The sequence below is a fragment of the Stenotrophomonas sp. STEN022 genome, from assembly GCF_056760155.1.
The window spans coordinates 1-18,995 of record NZ_JBRREG010000014.1; the positions used below are offsets into that span (position 1 = coordinate 1).

At 63.8% G+C, this 18,995-nt stretch carries 16 protein-coding genes and 1 tRNA gene; 7 read left to right on the top strand and 10 right to left on the bottom strand.

The window, feature by feature from the left end:
- Window positions 1–215: 215 nt before the first annotated feature.
- The 7 genes from thrC to kdsA form a co-directional block, all read right to left on the bottom strand.
- Window positions 216–1,511: a threonine synthase gene (gene thrC / locus ACVOMF_RS04825; RefSeq protein WP_481508251.1), complete on the bottom strand. Its 1,296-nt coding sequence runs from the start codon at window positions 1,509–1,511 to the stop codon at window positions 216–218.
- A gap of 103 nt (window positions 1,512–1,614) precedes the next feature.
- Window positions 1,615–2,559, bottom strand: coding sequence for a homoserine kinase (locus ACVOMF_RS04830; protein WP_481508252.1), 945 nt, complete (start codon window positions 2,557–2,559; stop codon window positions 1,615–1,617).
- Window positions 2,556–5,060, bottom strand: a complete 2,505-nt coding sequence (gene thrA, locus ACVOMF_RS04835) for a bifunctional aspartate kinase/homoserine dehydrogenase I (protein WP_481508253.1) — start codon at window positions 5,058–5,060, stop codon at window positions 2,556–2,558. Before thrA ends, ACVOMF_RS04830 begins: the two co-directional genes overlap by 4 nt.
- A gap of 492 nt (window positions 5,061–5,552) precedes the next feature.
- Window positions 5,553–6,497, bottom strand: coding sequence for a DMT family transporter (locus tag ACVOMF_RS04840; protein WP_481508254.1), 945 nt, complete (start codon window positions 6,495–6,497; stop codon window positions 5,553–5,555).
- 87 nt (window positions 6,498–6,584) lie between these two features.
- On the bottom strand, window positions 6,585–7,331 hold the full coding sequence (locus tag ACVOMF_RS04845) for an AraC family transcriptional regulator (protein ID WP_481508255.1): 747 nt from the start codon (window positions 7,329–7,331) through the stop codon (window positions 6,585–6,587).
- 59 nt (window positions 7,332–7,390) lie between these two features.
- A tRNA-Arg gene (locus ACVOMF_RS04850) sits at window positions 7,391–7,467 on the bottom strand.
- A gap of 397 nt (window positions 7,468–7,864) precedes the next feature.
- Complete coding sequence (kdsA, locus tag ACVOMF_RS04855; protein WP_481508256.1) at window positions 7,865–8,710, bottom strand: 3-deoxy-8-phosphooctulonate synthase; 846 nt, start codon at window positions 8,708–8,710, stop codon at window positions 7,865–7,867.
- A gap of 265 nt (window positions 8,711–8,975) precedes the next feature.
- Between kdsA and amaB the strand changes: the two genes are divergently transcribed.
- From amaB to ACVOMF_RS04885, 6 genes are all read left to right on the top strand, one after another.
- Window positions 8,976–10,508 carry an L-piperidine-6-carboxylate dehydrogenase gene (gene amaB / locus ACVOMF_RS04860; RefSeq protein WP_296250624.1) on the top strand — a complete coding sequence of 511 codons (1,533 nt, stop codon included), beginning with the start codon at window positions 8,976–8,978 and terminating at the stop codon, window positions 10,506–10,508.
- A 126-nt stretch (window positions 10,509–10,634) separates the two neighbouring features.
- The gene (locus tag ACVOMF_RS04865) at window positions 10,635–10,931 is read left to right on the top strand and encodes a DUF4190 domain-containing protein (RefSeq protein ID WP_282269011.1); all 297 of its coding nucleotides are present in this window, start codon (window positions 10,635–10,637) and stop codon (window positions 10,929–10,931) included.
- Window positions 10,932–10,938: 7 nt separating this feature from the next.
- The gene (locus ACVOMF_RS04870; RefSeq protein WP_481508257.1) at window positions 10,939–11,709 is read left to right on the top strand and encodes a class I SAM-dependent methyltransferase; all 771 of its coding nucleotides are present in this window, start codon (window positions 10,939–10,941) and stop codon (window positions 11,707–11,709) included.
- Window positions 11,710–11,713: 4 nt separating this feature from the next.
- Entirely contained in the window at window positions 11,714–12,769 is a 1,056-nt protein-coding gene (locus ACVOMF_RS04875) for a quinone-dependent dihydroorotate dehydrogenase (RefSeq protein ID WP_481508258.1), read from the top strand.
- Entirely contained in the window at window positions 12,766–13,809 is a 1,044-nt protein-coding gene (gene murB / locus ACVOMF_RS04880) for a UDP-N-acetylmuramate dehydrogenase (RefSeq protein ID WP_481508259.1), read from the top strand. The genes ACVOMF_RS04875 and murB overlap by 4 nt, the downstream gene beginning before the upstream one ends.
- A gap of 32 nt (window positions 13,810–13,841) precedes the next feature.
- On the top strand, window positions 13,842–14,729 hold the full coding sequence (locus ACVOMF_RS04885) for a DMT family transporter (RefSeq protein WP_481508293.1): 888 nt from the start codon (window positions 13,842–13,844) through the stop codon (window positions 14,727–14,729).
- A gap of 17 nt (window positions 14,730–14,746) precedes the next feature.
- On the opposite strand, the gene ACVOMF_RS04890 is transcribed toward ACVOMF_RS04885, so the two are convergent.
- Together ACVOMF_RS04890 and ACVOMF_RS04895 are read right to left on the bottom strand one after the other, a co-directional pair.
- Complete coding sequence (locus tag ACVOMF_RS04890) at window positions 14,747–15,466, bottom strand: LrgB family protein (protein WP_481508260.1); 720 nt, start codon at window positions 15,464–15,466, stop codon at window positions 14,747–14,749.
- On the bottom strand, window positions 15,456–15,863 hold the full coding sequence (locus ACVOMF_RS04895) for a CidA/LrgA family protein (RefSeq protein ID WP_481508261.1): 408 nt from the start codon (window positions 15,861–15,863) through the stop codon (window positions 15,456–15,458). Before ACVOMF_RS04895 ends, ACVOMF_RS04890 begins: the two co-directional genes overlap by 11 nt.
- Before the next feature lie 82 nt (window positions 15,864–15,945).
- On the opposite strand from ACVOMF_RS04895, the gene ACVOMF_RS04900 reads away from it, so the two are divergent.
- The gene (locus tag ACVOMF_RS04900; RefSeq protein WP_481508262.1) at window positions 15,946–16,833 is read left to right on the top strand and encodes a LysR family transcriptional regulator; all 888 of its coding nucleotides are present in this window, start codon (window positions 15,946–15,948) and stop codon (window positions 16,831–16,833) included.
- A 3-nt stretch (window positions 16,834–16,836) separates the two neighbouring features.
- On the opposite strand, the gene ACVOMF_RS04905 is transcribed toward ACVOMF_RS04900, so the two are convergent.
- Window positions 16,837–18,942 carry a putative bifunctional diguanylate cyclase/phosphodiesterase gene (locus tag ACVOMF_RS04905; protein WP_481508263.1) on the bottom strand — a complete coding sequence of 702 codons (2,106 nt, stop codon included), beginning with the start codon at window positions 18,940–18,942 and terminating at the stop codon, window positions 16,837–16,839.
- Window positions 18,943–18,995: the final 53 nt, after the last annotated feature.

Sequence of the window (18,995 nt, forward strand, 5' to 3'; positions counted from 1 at the left end):
TTTCGGGGGCGGGGGCCATCTTTTAAATCCGTGTCCGCTCTTGGGGGCGGCACTACATGAACAGCCCCCCCCGTATTGTGGGAGCGGCGTCAGCCGCGAAGCTCGTACATTTCCGGGTGACGGAAATCATCAGAAACGCCACCTGTAAGGCCGGGCCATGCTCGGCTGGAGCGCTACTTGCGAAGCCCTTGCCGAGCATGGCTCGGCACTACCTGCTAAAGCAGCTTTTCGCGCAGGGCCGGGTAATCCGGCGGGCAGGGTTCGGCGTGGGCTGGACGCTTCAACAGCTCGGCCAGCGCGGGCGGCACTTCGACTTCACGACCGATCAGCGGCTCGACCACCGACTCGAATTTGGCCGGGTGTGCGGTCGCTGCCACCGCCCAATGCTGATCCGACGCTGCACTGCCATTGGCACGCAGCTGCTCCAGAACGTGCACCGCCGTGACGGTATGCGGACAGAACACTTCGCCATAGGCACTATAGCGGCGAGCGATGGTATCGCGGATGGTGGCATCGTCCACCGCCTGCGAGGTGAAGGCAGCGCGCAGTGCTGCATCATCGCCCTGGTACAGCCAACGCAGTCGTTCGAAATTACTCGGGGCACCCACGTCCATCGCATTGGCAAGCGTGGCGACACTGGCCTTCGGCGCGTAGTCAGCGCCATTGAAGTACTCAGGCAATACCCGGTTGGCATTGGTCGCCAGCACGATACGCCCCAACGGCACACCCAGCGCCCGCGCCATCACTGCTGCCATTGCGTTGCCAAGATTGCCGGTGGGGATGACGAAATTCAGCAGCGAGCCGTGCGCGGCCTGATGGCTCAGCGCCGCGTGTGCGTAATAGCTCATCTGCGGCAACAAGCGGCCGAGGCTGATGCTGTTGGCCGAGCTCAATGGCACCTGCGCCTGCAGATCGGTATCGCCCAGCGCCTGCTTGGCCATGGCCTGGCAATCATCGAACGACCCAGCCACGCGCAGCGCGCGGATATTGCCACCCAGGCAGCCAAGCTGGTGCGCCTGACGCGGCGATACGCGCCCATCCGGGTACAGCACCACGACTTGAAGGTTGGGCTGATTGTGGAAGGCTGCAGCGACAGCAGCACCGGTGTCGCCAGACGTTGCGACCACGATGGTCAGCGGACGCTCCTGCCCTGCACGCAAACGCGACAGGCTGGCAGCGAGGAAGCGCGCACCGAAATCCTTGAACGCCGCAGTGGGACCGTGGAACAGCTCCAGCACATGATCGTTGCGGGTCGCCAAGGCCTGCAGTGGCGCCGGGAAGTCGAAGGCTTCGCTGCAGATCGTCGGTAATTCGGAAGCCAGGGCGTCGTCAGCGAAGAAGGGCTGCAGCAATCCGGCAGCGGTCGCGGCGAGCGTATATCCAGGCTGCAGATTGCGTGCCGCCGGCATCTGCTCGGGTACGTACAGTCCACCATCGGGTGCCAAGCCGGCGGCAATGGCCTGGCTCAGCGTGGCGGCGGGAGAAGCATTGCGTGTGGAGATGAAATTCATTCGGAGATCCGGAAAATGGTTGGTGTTCTGCTCTGGACTTGAGACCCGCGCAAAGATCCCCCTCACCCCAACCCCTCTCCCGATGGGAGAGGGGCTATCAGGCTTAGAGCAGTCTGGCGCCGGGGCTGTTGATCGGGCTTACCCAGCTTTGGCTATCGAAACCTGCCGCTGCGAAGGCCGCTTGCACCTTGGGCGCGGCAGCCAATGCAGCGTCCCGGTCTTCAAACCAGGCAAAGACACTGGGGCCTGCGCCGGAGATGCTTGCACCCATCGCGCCTGCCGCCAGTGCGGCGGCCTTGGCCGCGTCGAAGCCGACAATCAGGGGCGCACGCCGCGGCTCGACCAGAACATCGGCCAAGCCCGCCCGCACCAGGCCCGCATCGCCGGCATGACATCCGGCCAGTACCAGGGCCAGATTGCTGCTCTGCGCGACAAATTCCTTCAATGCATAGCTGCCCTGCAACGCTTCCCGTGCGCGCCGCGTTTCCAGCAACGCATCCGGGTGCACCAGCAGGCTATGCCAATGCGCGGGCACCGGCACCGGCACCAATCGCTCCAGTGTGGAGAGCACCAAACCACCGAGGAACATCGGGCCAAGATTGTCGCCGTGGCGGCTACCACTGGCCACCGCTTCGCCTTCCAATGAGTACCGGTAAAGCTGCTCGCGGCTCAGCGGCACATCGAGCAAGGCATTGGCAGCGACCAAGGCCGCCACACAGGACGCAGCCGAGCCGCCCATGCCTGAGCTCAGCGGTATGCCCTTGTCGATCTCCATTTCGAAACCGAACGGCAGCGCCAGCGCCTCGCGCAGGGCAATCAGCGCCGCACCTGCGGTATTGCTGGGCGCATCCAGCGGCAGCTCCACCGCAGCGCCGCGAATGGCGACGATGCGCACTTCCGGCGCATCAATGCGACGCACTGTCACCGTGTCGCCAACATCCGGTACCGCATAACCGAGCAGATCAAAACCCACTGCCACATTAGCCACCGACGCTGGCGAAAACGCCCGCGCCTGTCGTCCTGCCGAACTATTCAACACATCACTCACAATCGCGCTCCCTCGCCCGCCGCCACTCGCAGCACGTCGGCAAACACACCGGCCGCCGTCACTTCCGGGCCAGCACCCGGGCCCTGCACCACCAGGGGGTTGTCGCAGTAACGACGGGTGGTGAACTGCACCACGTTGTCGGTCAGGCGCAGGTTTGCGAAAGCATGCTCACCGGGCAACTCCACAAGGCCGACGCTGGGCTGCTGCCCTGGCTTGAACTGGGCGACATAGCGCAGCACATTGCCGCGCGCACGCGCATCGGCCAGGCGTTGCGCAAAGCCCGTGTCCACTTCATGCAGGCGTGCCATGAAATCGTCGACGCTCGCGCCCTGCAATGCAGCCGGCACCAGACTTTCCACTGCCACGTCTTCCAGGCTCAACTCATACCCGGCTTCGCGGGCGAGGATCACCAGCTTGCGGGCCACATCCACGCCGGACAGGTCATCACGCGGGTCCGGCTCGGTGTAGCCCATGCCACGCGCCTGCGTGACCAATTCGGAGAACGGCACGCTGCCATCGTATTTGTTGAACAACCAGGCCAGTGTGCCGGAGAAAATGCCGGCGATCGCTGTCACATCATCACCGGTATCGACCAGATCGCGCAGTGTGGTGATCACCGGCAGACCCGCGCCCACCGTGGCTTCATAGCGGAAGCGTGCGCCGGTGGACGCCGCCGCCTCGCGGATCGCCTGATAACGTGCCAGCGGACCGGAGCCTGCCTGCTTGTTCGGGGTGACCACATGGATGCCGGCGGCCAACCAACCGGCATAGCGATCAGCGACTTCGGCACTGCCACTGCAATCGATGATCAGCGTATGCGGCAGACGCGCCGACAACAGATGCTCGGTGAACAGATCAAGATCATTCGGCAACGCTGCCGAGTCGAATGCAGCCTTCCAGTTGCCGTGCATGCCACGCTGGTCGAGCACCATGCGATTGCGCGAAGCGACCGCACGCAGGCGCAGATCCAGCTTGGCCCGGGCCAGCAGCGCCGCCTCGGACGCATACAACTGCTCAAGCAGGGCTGCACCGACATTGCCCGGCCCGATCACACCGACCGAGAAGGTCTGCGGCGACAACCAGAAACCGGCGTGCGCGGCACGCAGCGCCTTGGTGGCATCGCAGGCTTCGATCGCGACCGAGATGTTGCGCTCGGACGAGCCCTGCGCGATGGCCAGGATATTGACCTGCGCGCGGCCCAACGATTCGAACAGACGCGCTGCAACACCGGGCTGGCCAGCCATGCCATCACCCACCGCTGCAAGCACGCTCACCCCGCTGGTGAGCTGCACGCGCTGCACCTGGCCTGCTGCCAACTCGTGCGAGAACGCTTGGGTCAGTGCGTCACGGGCGAACTCTGCCTCGGCCTGTTTCACAACGCAGCAGATCGAATGCTCCGAGGAACCCTGCGAGATCATCACCACCGACACATGCGCGTTGCGCAGCGCCGAGAACACACGCTCGGCGGTACCGGGCACACCGATCAGGCCGGTGCCTTCGACATTCAATACCGCAAGGTCCGCGCTCAGGGTCAGACCCTTGATCGGACCACTGCTGGAGCTATCAGCGGTGATGCGGGTACCTGGATGATCCGGATGGAAGGTGTTGCGGATGATGATCGGCAGACCGCGCTCGATGGCGGGGGACATGGTCTGCGGATGTACCACCTTGGCACCGAAGTAGGCCAGCTCGCAGGCTTCGTCGTAGCTCAGTGCGTCCAGCTGCACCGCTTCCGGAACCACCCGCGGGTCAGCCGAGAGCACGCCATCGACGTCGGTCCAGATATGCAGTTCGTCGGCGGCAAACAAGGCGGCAAAGATGGCGCCGGAGAAATCACTGCCATTGCGCCCCAAGGTGGTGATATTGCCCTTGCGGTCACGGGCAACAAAGCCGGTAACCACCAGCCGCTGTGCCGGATGTGATTCGCGCCACAGCGCCAGCTTGGCGGCGCTGGACTTCCAATCGACATCAACGCCGAGCTCGCCATGGTTTACCACCAGAACGTCGCGCGCATCCAGGATATCGGCGTCTTCGCCCAAGGCCTGCAAGTGATGACCCAACAGATGGGCCGAGAACACTTCACCCAGGCCCTGCACGCGGTCGAGCACTTCCTGCGGCAGCTCGCCAATCACGGCCAACGCCGCCAGAATCTCGCGCAGACGCTCGAAACGCGCATCCAGCCATTCGATCGTCAGCCCGGAGTGCTCACCCAGCAAGGCCACGGCGGCACCACGATGGCGCGCCCGCAACTCATGCCAGCGTTCATCCCAGGCCGGGTCCGCTGCTGCCGCAGCCTTGGCCAGGCTGATCAACGCGTCGGTCACTCCCTTCATCGCCGATACCACGGTCACCTGCACGGTCTCGTCGCGGGCCAGCAACAGCTGCGCCACATGACGGTAACGCTCGGCATCGGCGACGGAAGTACCGCCGAATTTGTGCACGACGGTGCGAACGGCAGCATTCGCGGCAGGATCGGCGGGTGAAACAGCAACTGACGACATCGGAAGAACCTCGGCTGGAGGCCCCGACACGCATCTGGATGGGGTTCCCCCGCATCCTGATCCGGGTGCGGGGCCGTGGTTTTCGGAAATTACGCGAAGACGACGGGCCGCACCGGGCTAATGGTGACGGTAATAGTGGTGGTGGTAATGGCGCCGCCGAACCCGGGCGCACTCACCCGGCCGCCAGAGGGCGACTGCGAGGTGATGACGAGGGGCTGCGGGCTGTTCATGGCCCTCAAGAGACAACAGCCGGGATCAGGCTGTCAAGTGCTGCGTTGCAAGAACACAGATAAAGGCAACGTCGCCAAACCTGCCGCTAAAAGTTGCAAATGTCATCAAGCACGAACGTCGTGCATCTAACTGCCAAGCAGCATGCAATACCTGGCTCGAGGCGGCGCGGCATGCCTTTGGCCCATCGCCGCAAACTACCGCCCGCAAACAATCGAAAGAACCGCCGCAGTCAGGCTTTCGCCACCTGACTGCGCAGAATCATCAGGCCGATGCCGCCGCCGGCGCCTTCAACCGGTGCGCCGCAGCGCTCCAGATGACGCCCGCCAGCAGACACAGCGCAGCAACAACTTCGATCATCACCGGCCAGCGCTGCTGCCACAGGAAGCCATAGACCAACCCGAACAAAGTCTCGAACACAATCATCTGCCCGCCCAAGGTCAGCGGCAGGGCGCGGCTTGCACGGTTCCAGCAGGCGTTGCCCAGAATGGAGGCAAATACCGCCACCGCGGCAGCCATAGCCCAAAAGCCCGCCCATTCGCGCGCCGTATGCCCTGCACCGCCATCGGCAAAGGCGACCGGCACCAGCAGCAAGGCCAGACCGCCGGTTGCCACACCGGTCAGCAACGACCAGTCATGTCCGGACACATTGGGCACCTTGGCCAGCCAACGGGTATTGCCCACCGAATAAGCGGTCCAGGACACCAGTGCACCAACCCCGCACAGCAAGCCGATCAATCGCTGCGTGGTGGTGGTTTGCACATGTGTCGAGGCGATGGCCTCGTAGCCCATCAGGACCACGCCCGCCACACACAGCAACAACGCTGGTGCGAGCCGTGACAGCGGCACCGCCCCCGGCTCACGTGCGCCAACCACAGCCACCAGCACCGGCACCATGCCGACTATCAGGGCCGCAGCACCGCCACCGCTCCACTGCACGCAGATGGACAGCAGCACGAAGTAGATCAGATTGCCGAGCAGGCTCAACAAGGTCAGGGCCTTCCAGTCCGCCTTGCCGATATGCGCCCGCAACGCCGGCCAGCGCGGCACCAGCAGGATCACCGCAACCAGGCCATAGATCAGATAGCGCGCCGCAGCCAACTGCAGCGGCGAGAAATCCACCAACACCGCTGGTGCCAGGAACACCAAGCCCCATAGCGCGCCCGAAGCCACCCCATTACCAATGCCAAACAACATCCGCTCTTTCATCAACCCACCCGACAGTCAGATACAACACCAGCATCCAACTGCCGGCCTACGCTGTATTGTCCCAAGCTGCGCGACGCTGTGCTCAAACTACGCGTCCAGACTCCGTCGATAGCGGCCCGGGGTAATCCCCTGCGAACGACGCATGGCACGGGTCATTGCACTCTGGTCGGAGAAACCGGCTTGTTGAGCAATCTGGGCCACCGACTGATTGCCCTCAACCAGCCGACGCTGAGCCCACTGCAGACGCTGCTGCTGCAGCCACTGTCCCGGCGTGAGGTCGAATTGACGCTTGAACGCGCCATGCAGTGCGGTCAACCCCATCCCGGCGATCTGCGCCATCCGCGCCAGCGGCCATGCTTGGCCCGGAGCTGCACGGATCTGCTCGCACAACCGCCGCAACCCGGCATTGTCCGCCACCGAGGGACGCTGGGCAGCAAACAAGCTATCCAGTAACAACGGCAGTACATGTCTGGCGACAGGCTCAGCCACCGCATGAAATCCACCAACACCACTGTCCACGAACTCAAGCAAGCTACGAGTCGCCGCCGAAATCCCCAGAAATGGACGCCCTCGCCCCTGATCCAGCTGCGACCGCTGCAACAGAGCACTGTCACAGTCGACGATCAGAAACCGGTTGTGCCCACTACCGGCCTGCACATGAGCTGCACTCGGGACGATCACGGCGCCGTGCAAGGTGTCCAAGCGCCCGCCGCGCCCGTCGATTTCCAGCTCCAGGCTCCCACGCAGCGGCAACACCAGCTGCAAATGGTCATGGCTGTGCGTATGGCCGGCCGGGCCATAACTACGGAAATTGAGGGTTTCAACGCATTGCATCGGCATGCGTACCGGGGCTGACTGGCGCTTGCAGCAGGGGCAACAAGCTGCGCGGAAGATGGTGACCCCGACACGATTCGAACGTGCGACCTGTCCCTTAGGAGGGGACCGCTCTATCCAGCTGAGCTACGGAGTCAAAAGATGGAGGCCAAGATTACAGGCAAGCGCCGCCCCCAGCCAGCATTTCCCGCCGAACGGAGCTGTATCCGCAAACAATTCCGAGCGAGCCCAGCGGCACTGGCGAACGGATGACCGAGCGCTGCCTCACAGATGTTGCTTGCAACCGCGGTTTGCGCTCGACAGCATTGCGATACTTCGTTGCAGCCGGTGCCCAGCCTGGATATGGACTTGGCAAGGTGCATCCCCATCGGACGCACCTCATCCCCACCGCACTACGTTCGGCCTGCAAGCGCCGCCCCGCCTGGAAGGTGTGCAGTACGCAGTCAACGCCAGACAACTGCCCTCGATTTAATCGCCAGCTGATTCGCATGCCGGCTGCTCGATTTGGCAGCCGGCCAGCTGTTTCCTGTAGATCAGGCGATGTCCAGCACCGGGAACGCCTTGACCATGTCATCCAGCGCCTTGATCTGTGCCAGGAACGGCTCCAGCACGTCCAGCGGCAATGCGCTGGGGCCATCACAGCGCGCGTTGTCCGGGTCCGGATGTGCTTCCAGGAACAGCCCGGCAATGCCGACTGCCATTCCGGCGCGGGCAAGTTCGACGACCTGGCGACGACGGCCACCGGAGGCTTCGCTGCCAGCGTCACGGCGCTGCAGGCTGTGGGTGACGTCGAAGATCGCCGGCAGGCCGCCGCTAGCTTCGATCATCTCGCGGAAGCCAAGCATGTCCACGACCAGGTTGTCGTAACCGAACTGGGCACCACGCTCGCACAGGATGATCTGCTCGTTGCCTGCCTCGCGGATCTTGCTGACGATGTGCTTGATCTGGGTCGGGCTGAGGAACTGCGGCTTCTTGATATTGACCGCGCGGCCGGTGCGGGCGATGGCCGTGACCAGATCGGTCTGGCGGGCCAGGAAGGCCGGAATCTGCAGCACGTCGACCACTTCAGCGACCGGCGCGGCCTGCGCTACTTCATGCACGTCGGTGATCACCGGCACGCCGAAGCGCTGTTTGACCTGCTCGAAGATGCGCAGCCCTTCTTCCAGGCCGACGCCACGGAAGGAGGTGATCGAGGAGCGGTTGGCCTTGTCGAAGGAAGCCTTGAATACGTACGGGATGCCCAGCTTGCGGGTGACCTCCACGTAGCGCTCGGCGGCGTAGAGGGTGGAATCCAGGTCCTCCAGCACATTCAGCCCCCCAAACAGCACGAAGGGCAGCTTGTTGCCAACCACTACCCCGTCCGAAATCGTCACGTTCATCTGTCTATCCTGTTCAAGCCGGGGAAACCCCTATCAAGGGTGGCGAATATGGCTGAAAACGGCCGCCAGTGACAGGGTTTGCCGTCAAAGCCGAGGCAACGTCCGCCATCAGCACAGTACGTGGCGCCGACACAGCCTGTCCCATTGGCCAGACCAAGTGGTACGGGGCCAATCGGTTCACTCTGATACTATGTGGTACTCACTCCGTCGCCCCCACCCGCAGTTTCCGACGGCGCCAAAATCACGTTAAGAAACAGGAGTTTGAATGTCTTCCGAGCTGCTCAAGGCCTTGGCGCTGGATGCCACCAACGCTGGCACCTACATGGGCAACGGGGAATGGTCCGCCGCCACCGGCGCGGGCGTCCTCAAGCCGCAGAACCCGACCACCGGCGAAGTGATCGCCGAGGTCCAGGCGACGACCGAAGCTGACTACGAAACCGTCATCGCCCGCGCGCAGGAAGCCTACAAGGTATGGCGCACCACCCCGGCACCGCGCCGCGGCGAAGCCGTGCGCCTGTGCGGCGAAGCACTGCGCAAGCACAAGGACGCGCTGGGCTCGCTGGTCGCGCTGGAAATGGGCAAGTCCAAGCCGGAAGGCGACGGTGAAGTGCAGGAGATGATCGACATCGCCGACTTCGCGCTGGGCCAGAGCCGCATGCTGTACGGCTACACCATGCATTCCGAGCGCCCCGGTCACCGCATGTACGAGCAGTACCACCCGCTGGGTCTGGTCGGCATCATCTCGGCCTTCAACTTCCCGGTTGCGGTGTGGAGCTGGAACGCGTTCCTGGCTGCCATCTGTGGCGACATCTGCATCTGGAAGCCGTCCAACAAGACTCCGCTGACCGCCATTGCAACGATGAAGATCTGCAATGAGGCGCTCGAAGGTGCCGGCTTCCCGAACCTGTTCTTCCTGATCAACGATGCCGGTACCGCGCTGTCGGAAAAGATGGTCGACGACCGCCGCGTGCCGCTGATTTCCTTCACCGGTTCCACCCAGGTCGGCCGCACCGTCAACCAGAAGGTTGCCCAGCGTCTTGGTCGCTGCCTGCTGGAACTGGGCGGCAACAACGCCATCATCATGGACGAGACCGCCGACCAGAAGCTGGCCGTGCCGGGCATCGTGTTCGGCGCCGTCGGTACTGCCGGCCAGCGCTGCACCACCACCCGCCGCCTGATCGTGCATGAATCCATCTACGACAACGTGCTGGCTACGCTGATCAAGGCCTACAAGCAGGTCGAGGGCAAGATCGGTGACCCGACCGACGCCGCCAACCTGATGGGCCCGTTGAACAGCCCGGAAGCCGTGCAGCAGTTCCTGGCCTCGATCGCCAAGGCCAAGGCTGCCGGTGGCACCGTCGAAACCGGCGGCACCGCCATCGACCGCGCTGGCAACTTCGTGCTGCCTGCGATTGTCACCGGCCTGAAGAACAGCGATGAGATCGTCCAGCACGAGACCTTCGCCCCGATCCTGTACGTGATGAAGTACAGCACGCTGGATGAAGCCATCGACATGCAGAACGGCGTGCCGCAGGGCCTGTCCTCGTCGATCTTCACCCAGAACCTGAAGACCGCCGAGAAGTTCCTGTCGGCTGCCGGCAGCGACTGCGGCATCGCCAACATCAACATCGGCACGTCCGGTGCCGAGATCGGTGGCGCCTTCGGTGGCGAAAAGGACACCGGCGGTGGCCGCGAGTCCGGTTCGGATGCATGGAAGGTCTATATGCGTCGCCAGACCAACACCATCAACTACTCCGACTCGCTGCCGCTGGCCCAGGGCATCAAGTTCGATCTTTGATTGTGACTGCCCTGGCTTTGGTCGGGGCGTTGAAGTGGGAGAGTGCATAGCTGAAAAGCTTCCCCTCACCCCAACCCCTCTCCCGCGCACGGGAGAGGGGCTTAATTCGCTGAAACGGAGTTCCCGATGAGCATCCCTGCACCTCGCCAGACCAGCAGCTACGCCGTGATCAGCCTGGTCGCCGGCATCCTTGGCTGGACCTTGTTGCCCGCCATCGGCAGCATCTGCGCCATCATCTTCGGCCATATGGCACGTGGCGAAATCCGCCGCAGCAACGGCCAACTGGAAGGCGATGGCCTGGCCGTGGCCGGGCTGGTGCTGGGCTGGCTGGCTACCGCGCTGTGGCTGATCGGCATCATCTGCTTCATCGCCATCCTGGTGTTCTTCGGAGGCCTGGCTGGCCTCGCGGCGATGCACTCCTGAGGCCGGTATGGGGCAATCCGATTCAACCCAACGTTTCAGCAGCCGGGTAGCAGACTATGTGCGCTATCGCCCGGGCTATCCATCAACGCTGCTGGAATGGCTGCACCGCGATATCGGCCTGCCCCGCTCTGCCCTGGTCGCCGATATCGGTGCCGGCACCGGTATTTCCAGCGAGCTGTTCCTGGCAGCTGGTCATCCGCTGATCGCGGTTGAACCCAATGCCGCAATGCGCGCCGCAGCCGAACAATGGCTGCTGCCCGGGTATCCGCAATTGCAATCCGTCGCCGGTACCGCCGAGGCCACAACCCTGGCGGACCACAGCGTTGATCTGGTCGCGGCCGCGCAGGCTTTCCACTGGTTCGATACCGCCGCTGTACGTCGCGAATGGATGCGCATCCTGCGTCCGGGCGGACTGGCCCTGGTGTACTGGAACTCACGCCTGCTCGATGCCTCGCCGTTCCTGGCCGGCTACGAGCAGCTGCTGCTGGACTACGGCACCGACTACACCGAGGTCGCCGAGCGCTACCAGGACGACCAGACCATGCGCGACTGGTTCGGCGATGGGCTGCGCGGCCTGGTCCACCTGCCGAATGTGCAGCACCTGGACTACGACGGTCTGCGTGGCCGGCTGCTGTCTTCCTCGTACGCACCGCAAGCCGGTCACGAACGTCATTCCCCGATGCTGGAGGCCCTGCAGCGCCTGTTTGATGCGCATGCGGTCGATGGCAAGGTTGCCTTTGAGTACCAAACCCGCGCCTTTGTTGGCACGCTGAACTGAGCTTATGTATTCCATTGCCCGCCCCTTCCTGTTCACCCTTGATGCCGAGCGCGCGCACGGCCTGGGCCTGTCCGCGCTGGATCTTGCCTGGCGCACCGGCACCACGCCGCTGATTGCCGGCCGCATCAAGCCGCTTCCCACCCCGGCGTTCGGCCTGAGCTTTCCCAACCCGGTTGGTCTGGCCGCTGGCCTGGACAAGAACGGCGAGCACATCGAAGCCCTGTTTGCATTGGGCTTCGGCTATGTCGAGATCGGCACCATCACCCCGCGCCCGCAGGCCGGCAGCCCCAAGCCACGCCTGTTCCGGCTACCTCGGCACAACGCCATCATCAACCGCATGGGTTTCAACAACCTCGGCGTTGATGCACTGGTGAAGAACGTGGAGGCGGTCAAGCACCGTCCCGGCCCGCTCGGCATCAACATCGGCAAGAACAAGGACACGCCCAACGAGGACGCGCTGTCCGATTACCTGATCTGCATGGAAAAGGTCTATCCGCTGGCCGACTACATCACCGTCAACATCTCCTCGCCCAATACCGCCGGCCTGCGTGAGCTGCAGGAAGAGCAGGCATTGCGGCGGCTGGTTGGCGGCCTGCGCGAGGCGCAGGAGCAACTGGCGGCCAAGCACGGCAAGCGCGTGCCGATGCTGGTCAAGGTAGCGCCGGACCTGAGTGACCGCGACATCGATGCCGCCGCGCGCGTACTCGGCGAGCTGAGCGTGGATGGCGTCATCGCCACCAACACCACCATCGGCCGGCCCACGGTCGAAGCGGATCCACTGTCCAAGGAAATCGGTGGCCTGTCCGGCGCCCCCTTGCTTGGTCAATCCACCCTGGTGTTGCGGCGCCTGCGTGCGCGCCTACCCGAGTCGGTACCGTTGATCGGCGTCGGTGGCATCAGCTCGGGCGCTGATGCTGTCGCCAAGATGGCAGCTGGCGCGACCCTGGTGCAGTGTTATAGCGGGCTGATCTTCCAGGGCCCAAGCCTGATCGGCGACTGTGTGAATGCCATTCGTCGCCGTCGTGAATCCCCGTCGGGAGGCGCCGTCGCTCCGCTATGACGAATGCCGCCCCAGCTTGGTCGCTGACCGAGAACGCTCCACTGCGCCACCTCAACACCTTCCATGTCGACGCCCGTGCACCGCGCATGCTGCGTATCGCAGATCCCATCGCCCTGCCTGAAGCGCTGGCCGCCATCGGTGCGGCAGACCTGCTGGTGCTTGGCAGCGGCAGCAACGTGTTGCTGGCCGCAGATCCAGAAGATGTGGTGCTGGTGTTCGACAATCGCGAGATCAGCGCGCTGGAACACCGCGCCGACCACACCATCGTCCGCGCAGGCGCTGGCGTGATCTGGCACGAACTGGTGATGTGGTCTTTGAACGAAGGCCTGTCCGGCCTTGAGAACCTGGCGTTGATCCCCGGCACCGTCGGCGCCGCGCCAATCCAGAACATCGGAGCCTATGGCGCCCAGGTCGGTGAGTTCATCCAGGTCGTCGAGGCCTGGGACCGGCAGGAACAGGTCTGGGTGCGCCTGGACCAGGAAGCCTGCCGCTTCGGCTACCGCGACAGCCTGTTCAAGCATGAGGCTGATCGCTACCTGATCACCGCCGTCGAGTTCCGTCTGCCGCTGCTGCACGAACTGCAGCTGGACTATGCCGGCATCCGCGAGGAGCTGCAGGCCATGGGAATTGAATTCCCGGTCTCGGCCGACGTCGCCAATGCCGTCATCGCCATCCGCCAACGCAAGCTGCCTGACCCGGATGTACTAGGCAATGCCGGCAGCTTTTTCAAGAACCCGATCCTGCCGTTGGAACAGATCGACGTGCTGCTGCAGCACTACCCGGCGCTGCCGGTGTTCCCCGGCAACGATGTCAGCAACCGCAAGGTATCGGCGGCATGGATGATCGAGCAGGCCGGCTTCAAGGGCAAACGTGACGGCGATGCCGGTGTCTCGCCCAACCACGCCCTGGTGCTGGTCAACCACGGCAGCGCCACCGGCGCCGAGCTGCTGGCGTTTGCCCGACGTGTATCCGCAGCCGTGCTGGAGAAGTTCGGCGTACCGATTGAACCCGAGCCAAGGCTGGTTGGCGCCCGCTGGTGAATACTGCCTTGGCTGCACCCCGCTCCACCGCAATGCGCGCTGCCCTGCTGATGTTCGGCAGCGCCATGGCCTTCGGCCTGATGGCCATCGCCATCCGCCTGGCAACCGCCTACGTTCCCACACAGGAAGTGGCGTTCTTCCGCAACAGTTTCGGCCTGCTGGCGCTGTTGCCAATGCTGCTGCGGCCGGGCCACGCGCCATTGCGCACCCAGCAATTGCCGCGCTACTTCCTGCGCAGCGCAATTGGCCTTGCCTCGATGCTGTGTGGCTTCTGGGCCATCGGCCACCTGCCGCTGTCGCAGGCCATCTCCCTGTCCTACTCCACGCCGTTGTTCGTCACCATCGCCGCCGTGCTGTGGCTGGGTGAGAAGGTTCGCTTCCGCCGCTGGGCGGCGGTGATCGTCGGCTTCATCGGGGTACTGGTGATCGTCCGTCCAGGCGCACACAGCTTCGAACTCGGCAGCCTGATCGCGGTGCTGGCCGCCGTGCTCAGCGCTCTGGTCGCGATCCAGATCAAGCAGCTCACCCGCGTCGACAGCCCGGATACCGTGGTGTTCTACACCTATGTCTTCTGGGTACCGCTGTCGTTGATCCCAGCTTTGTTCGTCTGGGTCTGGCCGACCGGCATCGCCTGGCTTTGGCTGGTAGCGACCGGCGTGATGGGCACGCTGGGCCAGCTGCTGTGGACCCGCGCGCTCAAGCTGGGCGAAGTTTCCGCACTGACCCCGATCAGCTTCACCCAGCTGCCCTTGGTGGTAGTCATGGGCTGGCTGTTATTCGGCGAAACACTGGACCGCTGGACCGTGATCGGCGCCCTGATCATCCTCGGTGCCAACGCTTACATCGCCCACCGCGAAGCGGTGTTGGCGCGTCGGCAAGACGCCCTGCAGAACGCCCGGGCCGGCGACACCCCAGCCTGACTTGAGCCAAGCCGTCGTCAGCGTTGCAGCAGCATCACCAGCAAGGGCGCGACGGCCACGTTCAACACACCGGCCATCACCATCACCAGCCCGGCGATCGCACCCTCGCTCTCCCCCAGCTCGCGCGCCTTGGCCACGCCCATGCCGTGCGCACCCATGCCAAACAGTGCACCACGCGCCATCGCACTGCGCACCGGCAGCAGTTTGAGCAGCACCTGCCCGCACAGCGAACCGCAGACACCGGTGATGATCACAAACACAGCCGTCAGCTCAGGGATGCCGCCGATGCGCCCGGATACGTCCATCGCAAACGGTGTGGTGACCGAGCGCGGCGCCAGGCTCAGGCGCAGCTCCGGCGACAAATGCAGTGCCGTGGCCATCGCCCACGCAGCGACGATCGCCACCCCGCTACCGACCAGCACACCTGCACCCAGCACCTTCCAATGCCGCGCAATCAACGCCCGCTGCTGATGGATGGGCACCGCGAACGCAACGGTCGCCGGCCCCAGCATTGCCACGAGCCAATGCGTGCCACGCAGGTAGTCGTGATAGTTGGCGTGCAACACCAACGCAAGACCCAGCAGGACCAATGGCGCAGTGATCAACGGTGACGCCCAGGCCTTGCCGCTGCGCAGATACAACTGTTTGGCCAGCAGGTAGACCGCCACCGTCAGCACGGCCCAGAACACCGGCCACAGTAATTGCCCCGGATGTTGGATCAGCGCCTCAAGCTTCATGGCGCAGGCTCCACCGCAGCAACAGTTCGACGGTCACCGCCGTGCTTGCCATCACCAGCAAGGTGCCGCCCACCACAACCACCAACAGTTTCAACCCAAGCCAACCAAACATCTGCCTGTTGTCGAGCAGGATCATTGCCGCCGGCACGAAGAACAACAGCATTTCCGCCAGCAGCCACTGCGCACCACGCGCGAACGAGCGCGGTGACAACCAGCGCATCGCGAAGGCCAGCAGCAGCACCAACAAGCCAACGATGCCGGCGGGTACCGGCACGCCCAGGCGCTGCATCAGCGCCTGCGCCAGCAGCCAGATCACCACCAGCACGCCGATCTGCAAGCCGGCGCTACGGCGCAACCCACGTCGCAGTCCGAGTTGGCCGCGACGCAATGACGACATCAAGGTTTCCATTCCTCCTATGTACGCCGGGCCTATCCATAAATAAAATGAATTGATTGAATCCACAGGATTCCATTTGAGAATGGATATCAGACAGCTACGCATGTTGGTGGAAGTTGTCCGCCATGACGGCTTCTCGGCGGCAGCCGAGGCCGTGTTCGCGACCCAGCCAACCATCAGCAAGGCGATCCGCCAGCTGGAGGATGAACTGGGTGAGGTACTGCTGCAGCGCTCCCGAAACGGGGTACGGCTGACGCCGGCTGGACAGATCGTCTATCGACGCGCCCTGGCCCTGCTCGGTGAGCGCGAAGACATGCTGCGCGAACTGGAAGAACTGCGCGATCTGCATCGCGGCGAGCTGCACCTGGGGCTGGCTTCGCTCGGCAGCGACATCCTGTTCGCACCGGTATTTGCCCGCTTCCGCCAGCTCTACCCGCAGATCGACTTGCGCGTGCTCGAACGCGGCAGCGAGGCACTTGAGGAGAGCCTGCGTGCCGGTGAAATCGAGCTAGCTGCAAGTCTGTTGCCGGTCGCCGATGATCTGGACTGGCAACCGGTCCGCACCGAGCCGCTGGTAGCGCTGCTGCCCCGCCAGCATCCATTGGCCGGTTCGGCCAGCCTGCAGCTGCAGGACCTGGCTGACGTCCCATTCGTGCTGTTCGAGAAGGGCTTCCTGCTGAACCGGCACATCATCCAGGCCTGTCAGGCCCGTGGCTTCAGCCCGCGCGAGGTCACGCGCAGTGGGCAACCGGACTTCATCGTCGCGCTGGTCGCAGCCGGCTTGGGCGTGGCCCTGCTGCCGCGCATGATCGCCAACGCACGCCCACGTGCGGATGTGGTGATCGTGCCGCTGGAGGAGCCGGAACTGGACTGGAAAATGGTGCTGGCCTGGCGTCGCGGCGGCTATCTGTCTGCTGCGGCGCAGGCCTGGCTGCGGCTGGTGGAAGCGCAGCACAACCAAGCCGATTGAACCTCAGGCCGTCGACATCTTCCGCGGCCCCTGCAAGCGCTGCGCCACCTGCGCAGCATCGACCGCGCGGTCGTACAGGAAACCCTGGCCAATCCGGTAACCAGCTTCGATCAGGATCTGCCGTTGGCTGGCGTTCTCCACCCCCTCGGCCACCAGATCAAGACGCAGGCTCGGCCCAAGTTTGCCGACCGCTTCGACTATCGCGCGGATCGATGGCTCATCCACCATGCGTGCCACGAAGCTGCGATCGATCTTGAGCACATCAATCGGGTAGTCGCGCAAATGCGCCAATGAGGAGTGCCCGGTACCAAAATCGTCCAGTGCGATTCGCATGCCTGCGTCTTTCAACAAGCCCAATGCACGGGCGACAAAAGCGGAGCCGCGGTCGGTCAGCACCTGCTCGGTGACCTCCAACTCGATCAACATCGGGTCAACATCGAAGCGTTGTAGCTTCTCCAGCAGGATCTCGGCAAAGTCATCACGCAAAAACTCCACCGGTGCGGCATTGATCGCGATAGGTGGCACCACCAGACCCTGCGCCTGCCAGGCACAGATATCCGTCAATACCTGCAGATGCATGGACTCTGCCAAGCGCGATGCCAAGTCGTAGTCGCGAAATGCCTCGTCCAGCTGGCAATCGTCGCCCATGCCCTGGTCTTCGGCGCAAGGCCAACGCAGCAACGCCTCATATCCCACCACGCGGCCGTCCTGCAGATTCACCTTCGGCTGGTAGTGCGGCACCACGCCACCATCGCGCACCAATTGTCGCGCCATCAGCCGTTGGTTCGCCGCCAGCTCGGCAATGGCCATCAACCGACGGCTGTACAAACGCACACCGCCCCGTCCATTGGCCTTGAGATCATTCAATGCGGTATCGGCGGCTTTCAACAGCTCCGCCGGATCACAGGCATCGCGTGGATACATGGCGCAGCCAATACTCATCCCGGTATTGATCACCTGCCCGGCATAGGTCACCGAGCTTTCCGCCAGCAAACTGATGCCCTCGGCAACCCGCAGCAACTCCGCCTCACCGGCAATCTCCTCCAGCACCACCGCGAACTCATCACCACCCAGGCGCGTGACCAGGGTCGTGTCGGAAACGTGCGCCGCAACCCGCCTGGCCAGCACCCGCAGCAGGTGATCACCAGCCGAATGCCCCAACGTGTCGTTGACGTGCTTGAAGTGATCCAGGTCGATGATCATCAACCCAAGGGTTCCATTGCACTCACGTTGGCGCTGCAAGCTCAACCGCAGCCTGCGATTGAACGAGCGCCGATTTGGCAAGCCGGTCAACTCATCGATTTCGCAGGCGATCCGCAGGCGCCGCTCGGCGTGCTGCTGCCGGCTGACATCACGCGAGACACACAGGATGCCGCTCACCTGTCCCTGCCCGTCAAACATCGGGGTGAGGACGTTGTCCCAGAACTGCGTAAGCGCGCCTTCGCTGCCGGTCTGGCCTGCAAAGCGCGCCGCCCGACCACCCGCGGCCTGCGCCAACGCTCGCCGTCCCTTGTTGCGAAAAGCCGCAGGCAACAGATCGGCCCACTGCATTCCGAACGTGCGCTCGTCCTGCGGCAGCCCGAACGCCACGCAGCCAGAGCGATTCATGTGCCGCACCGTGCCGTCGCTGTTTATCACCTGGATGCAGTCCATGCTGGCATCCAGCATCCGGTCCTGCAGATCCAGGCTCTGCTCCAGAGAATGGCGCAGGCGACGCCTGGCACTGATATCCGTCATTGTTACCGCCTGCAACGGAACCTCCGCTGCGGGGCTCCCCAGGCGCACCTCAAACCAGTGTTCGATGCCGGCCTCATCCTGCAGACGACATTCAAATGCGGGCGCATGCCCATGCAGCAGGAACTCGCGCCAGCCTGCTATCGCCAGCGCACGCTCATCGGCATGCACACGCTCAAGCCAATCACGTGAACTTCCCAGCGCCGCATCATTGCCGAAGAACTCACGCCAACGCAGATTGGCCTGCACGGGCACGCCATCGTGAACCATCGCAGCCATCTGCGGCAGTGCGTCCAACACAGCCTGCAACTGCACATATAGATCCGCCAATCGCGCCCTCCCTGGTGACGGCCCGACACCCTCGTCCCAAAGCATTGCACTTCCCCCTGATGCATTGCCTCCACCGATCACGCAGCAACATCATGCAG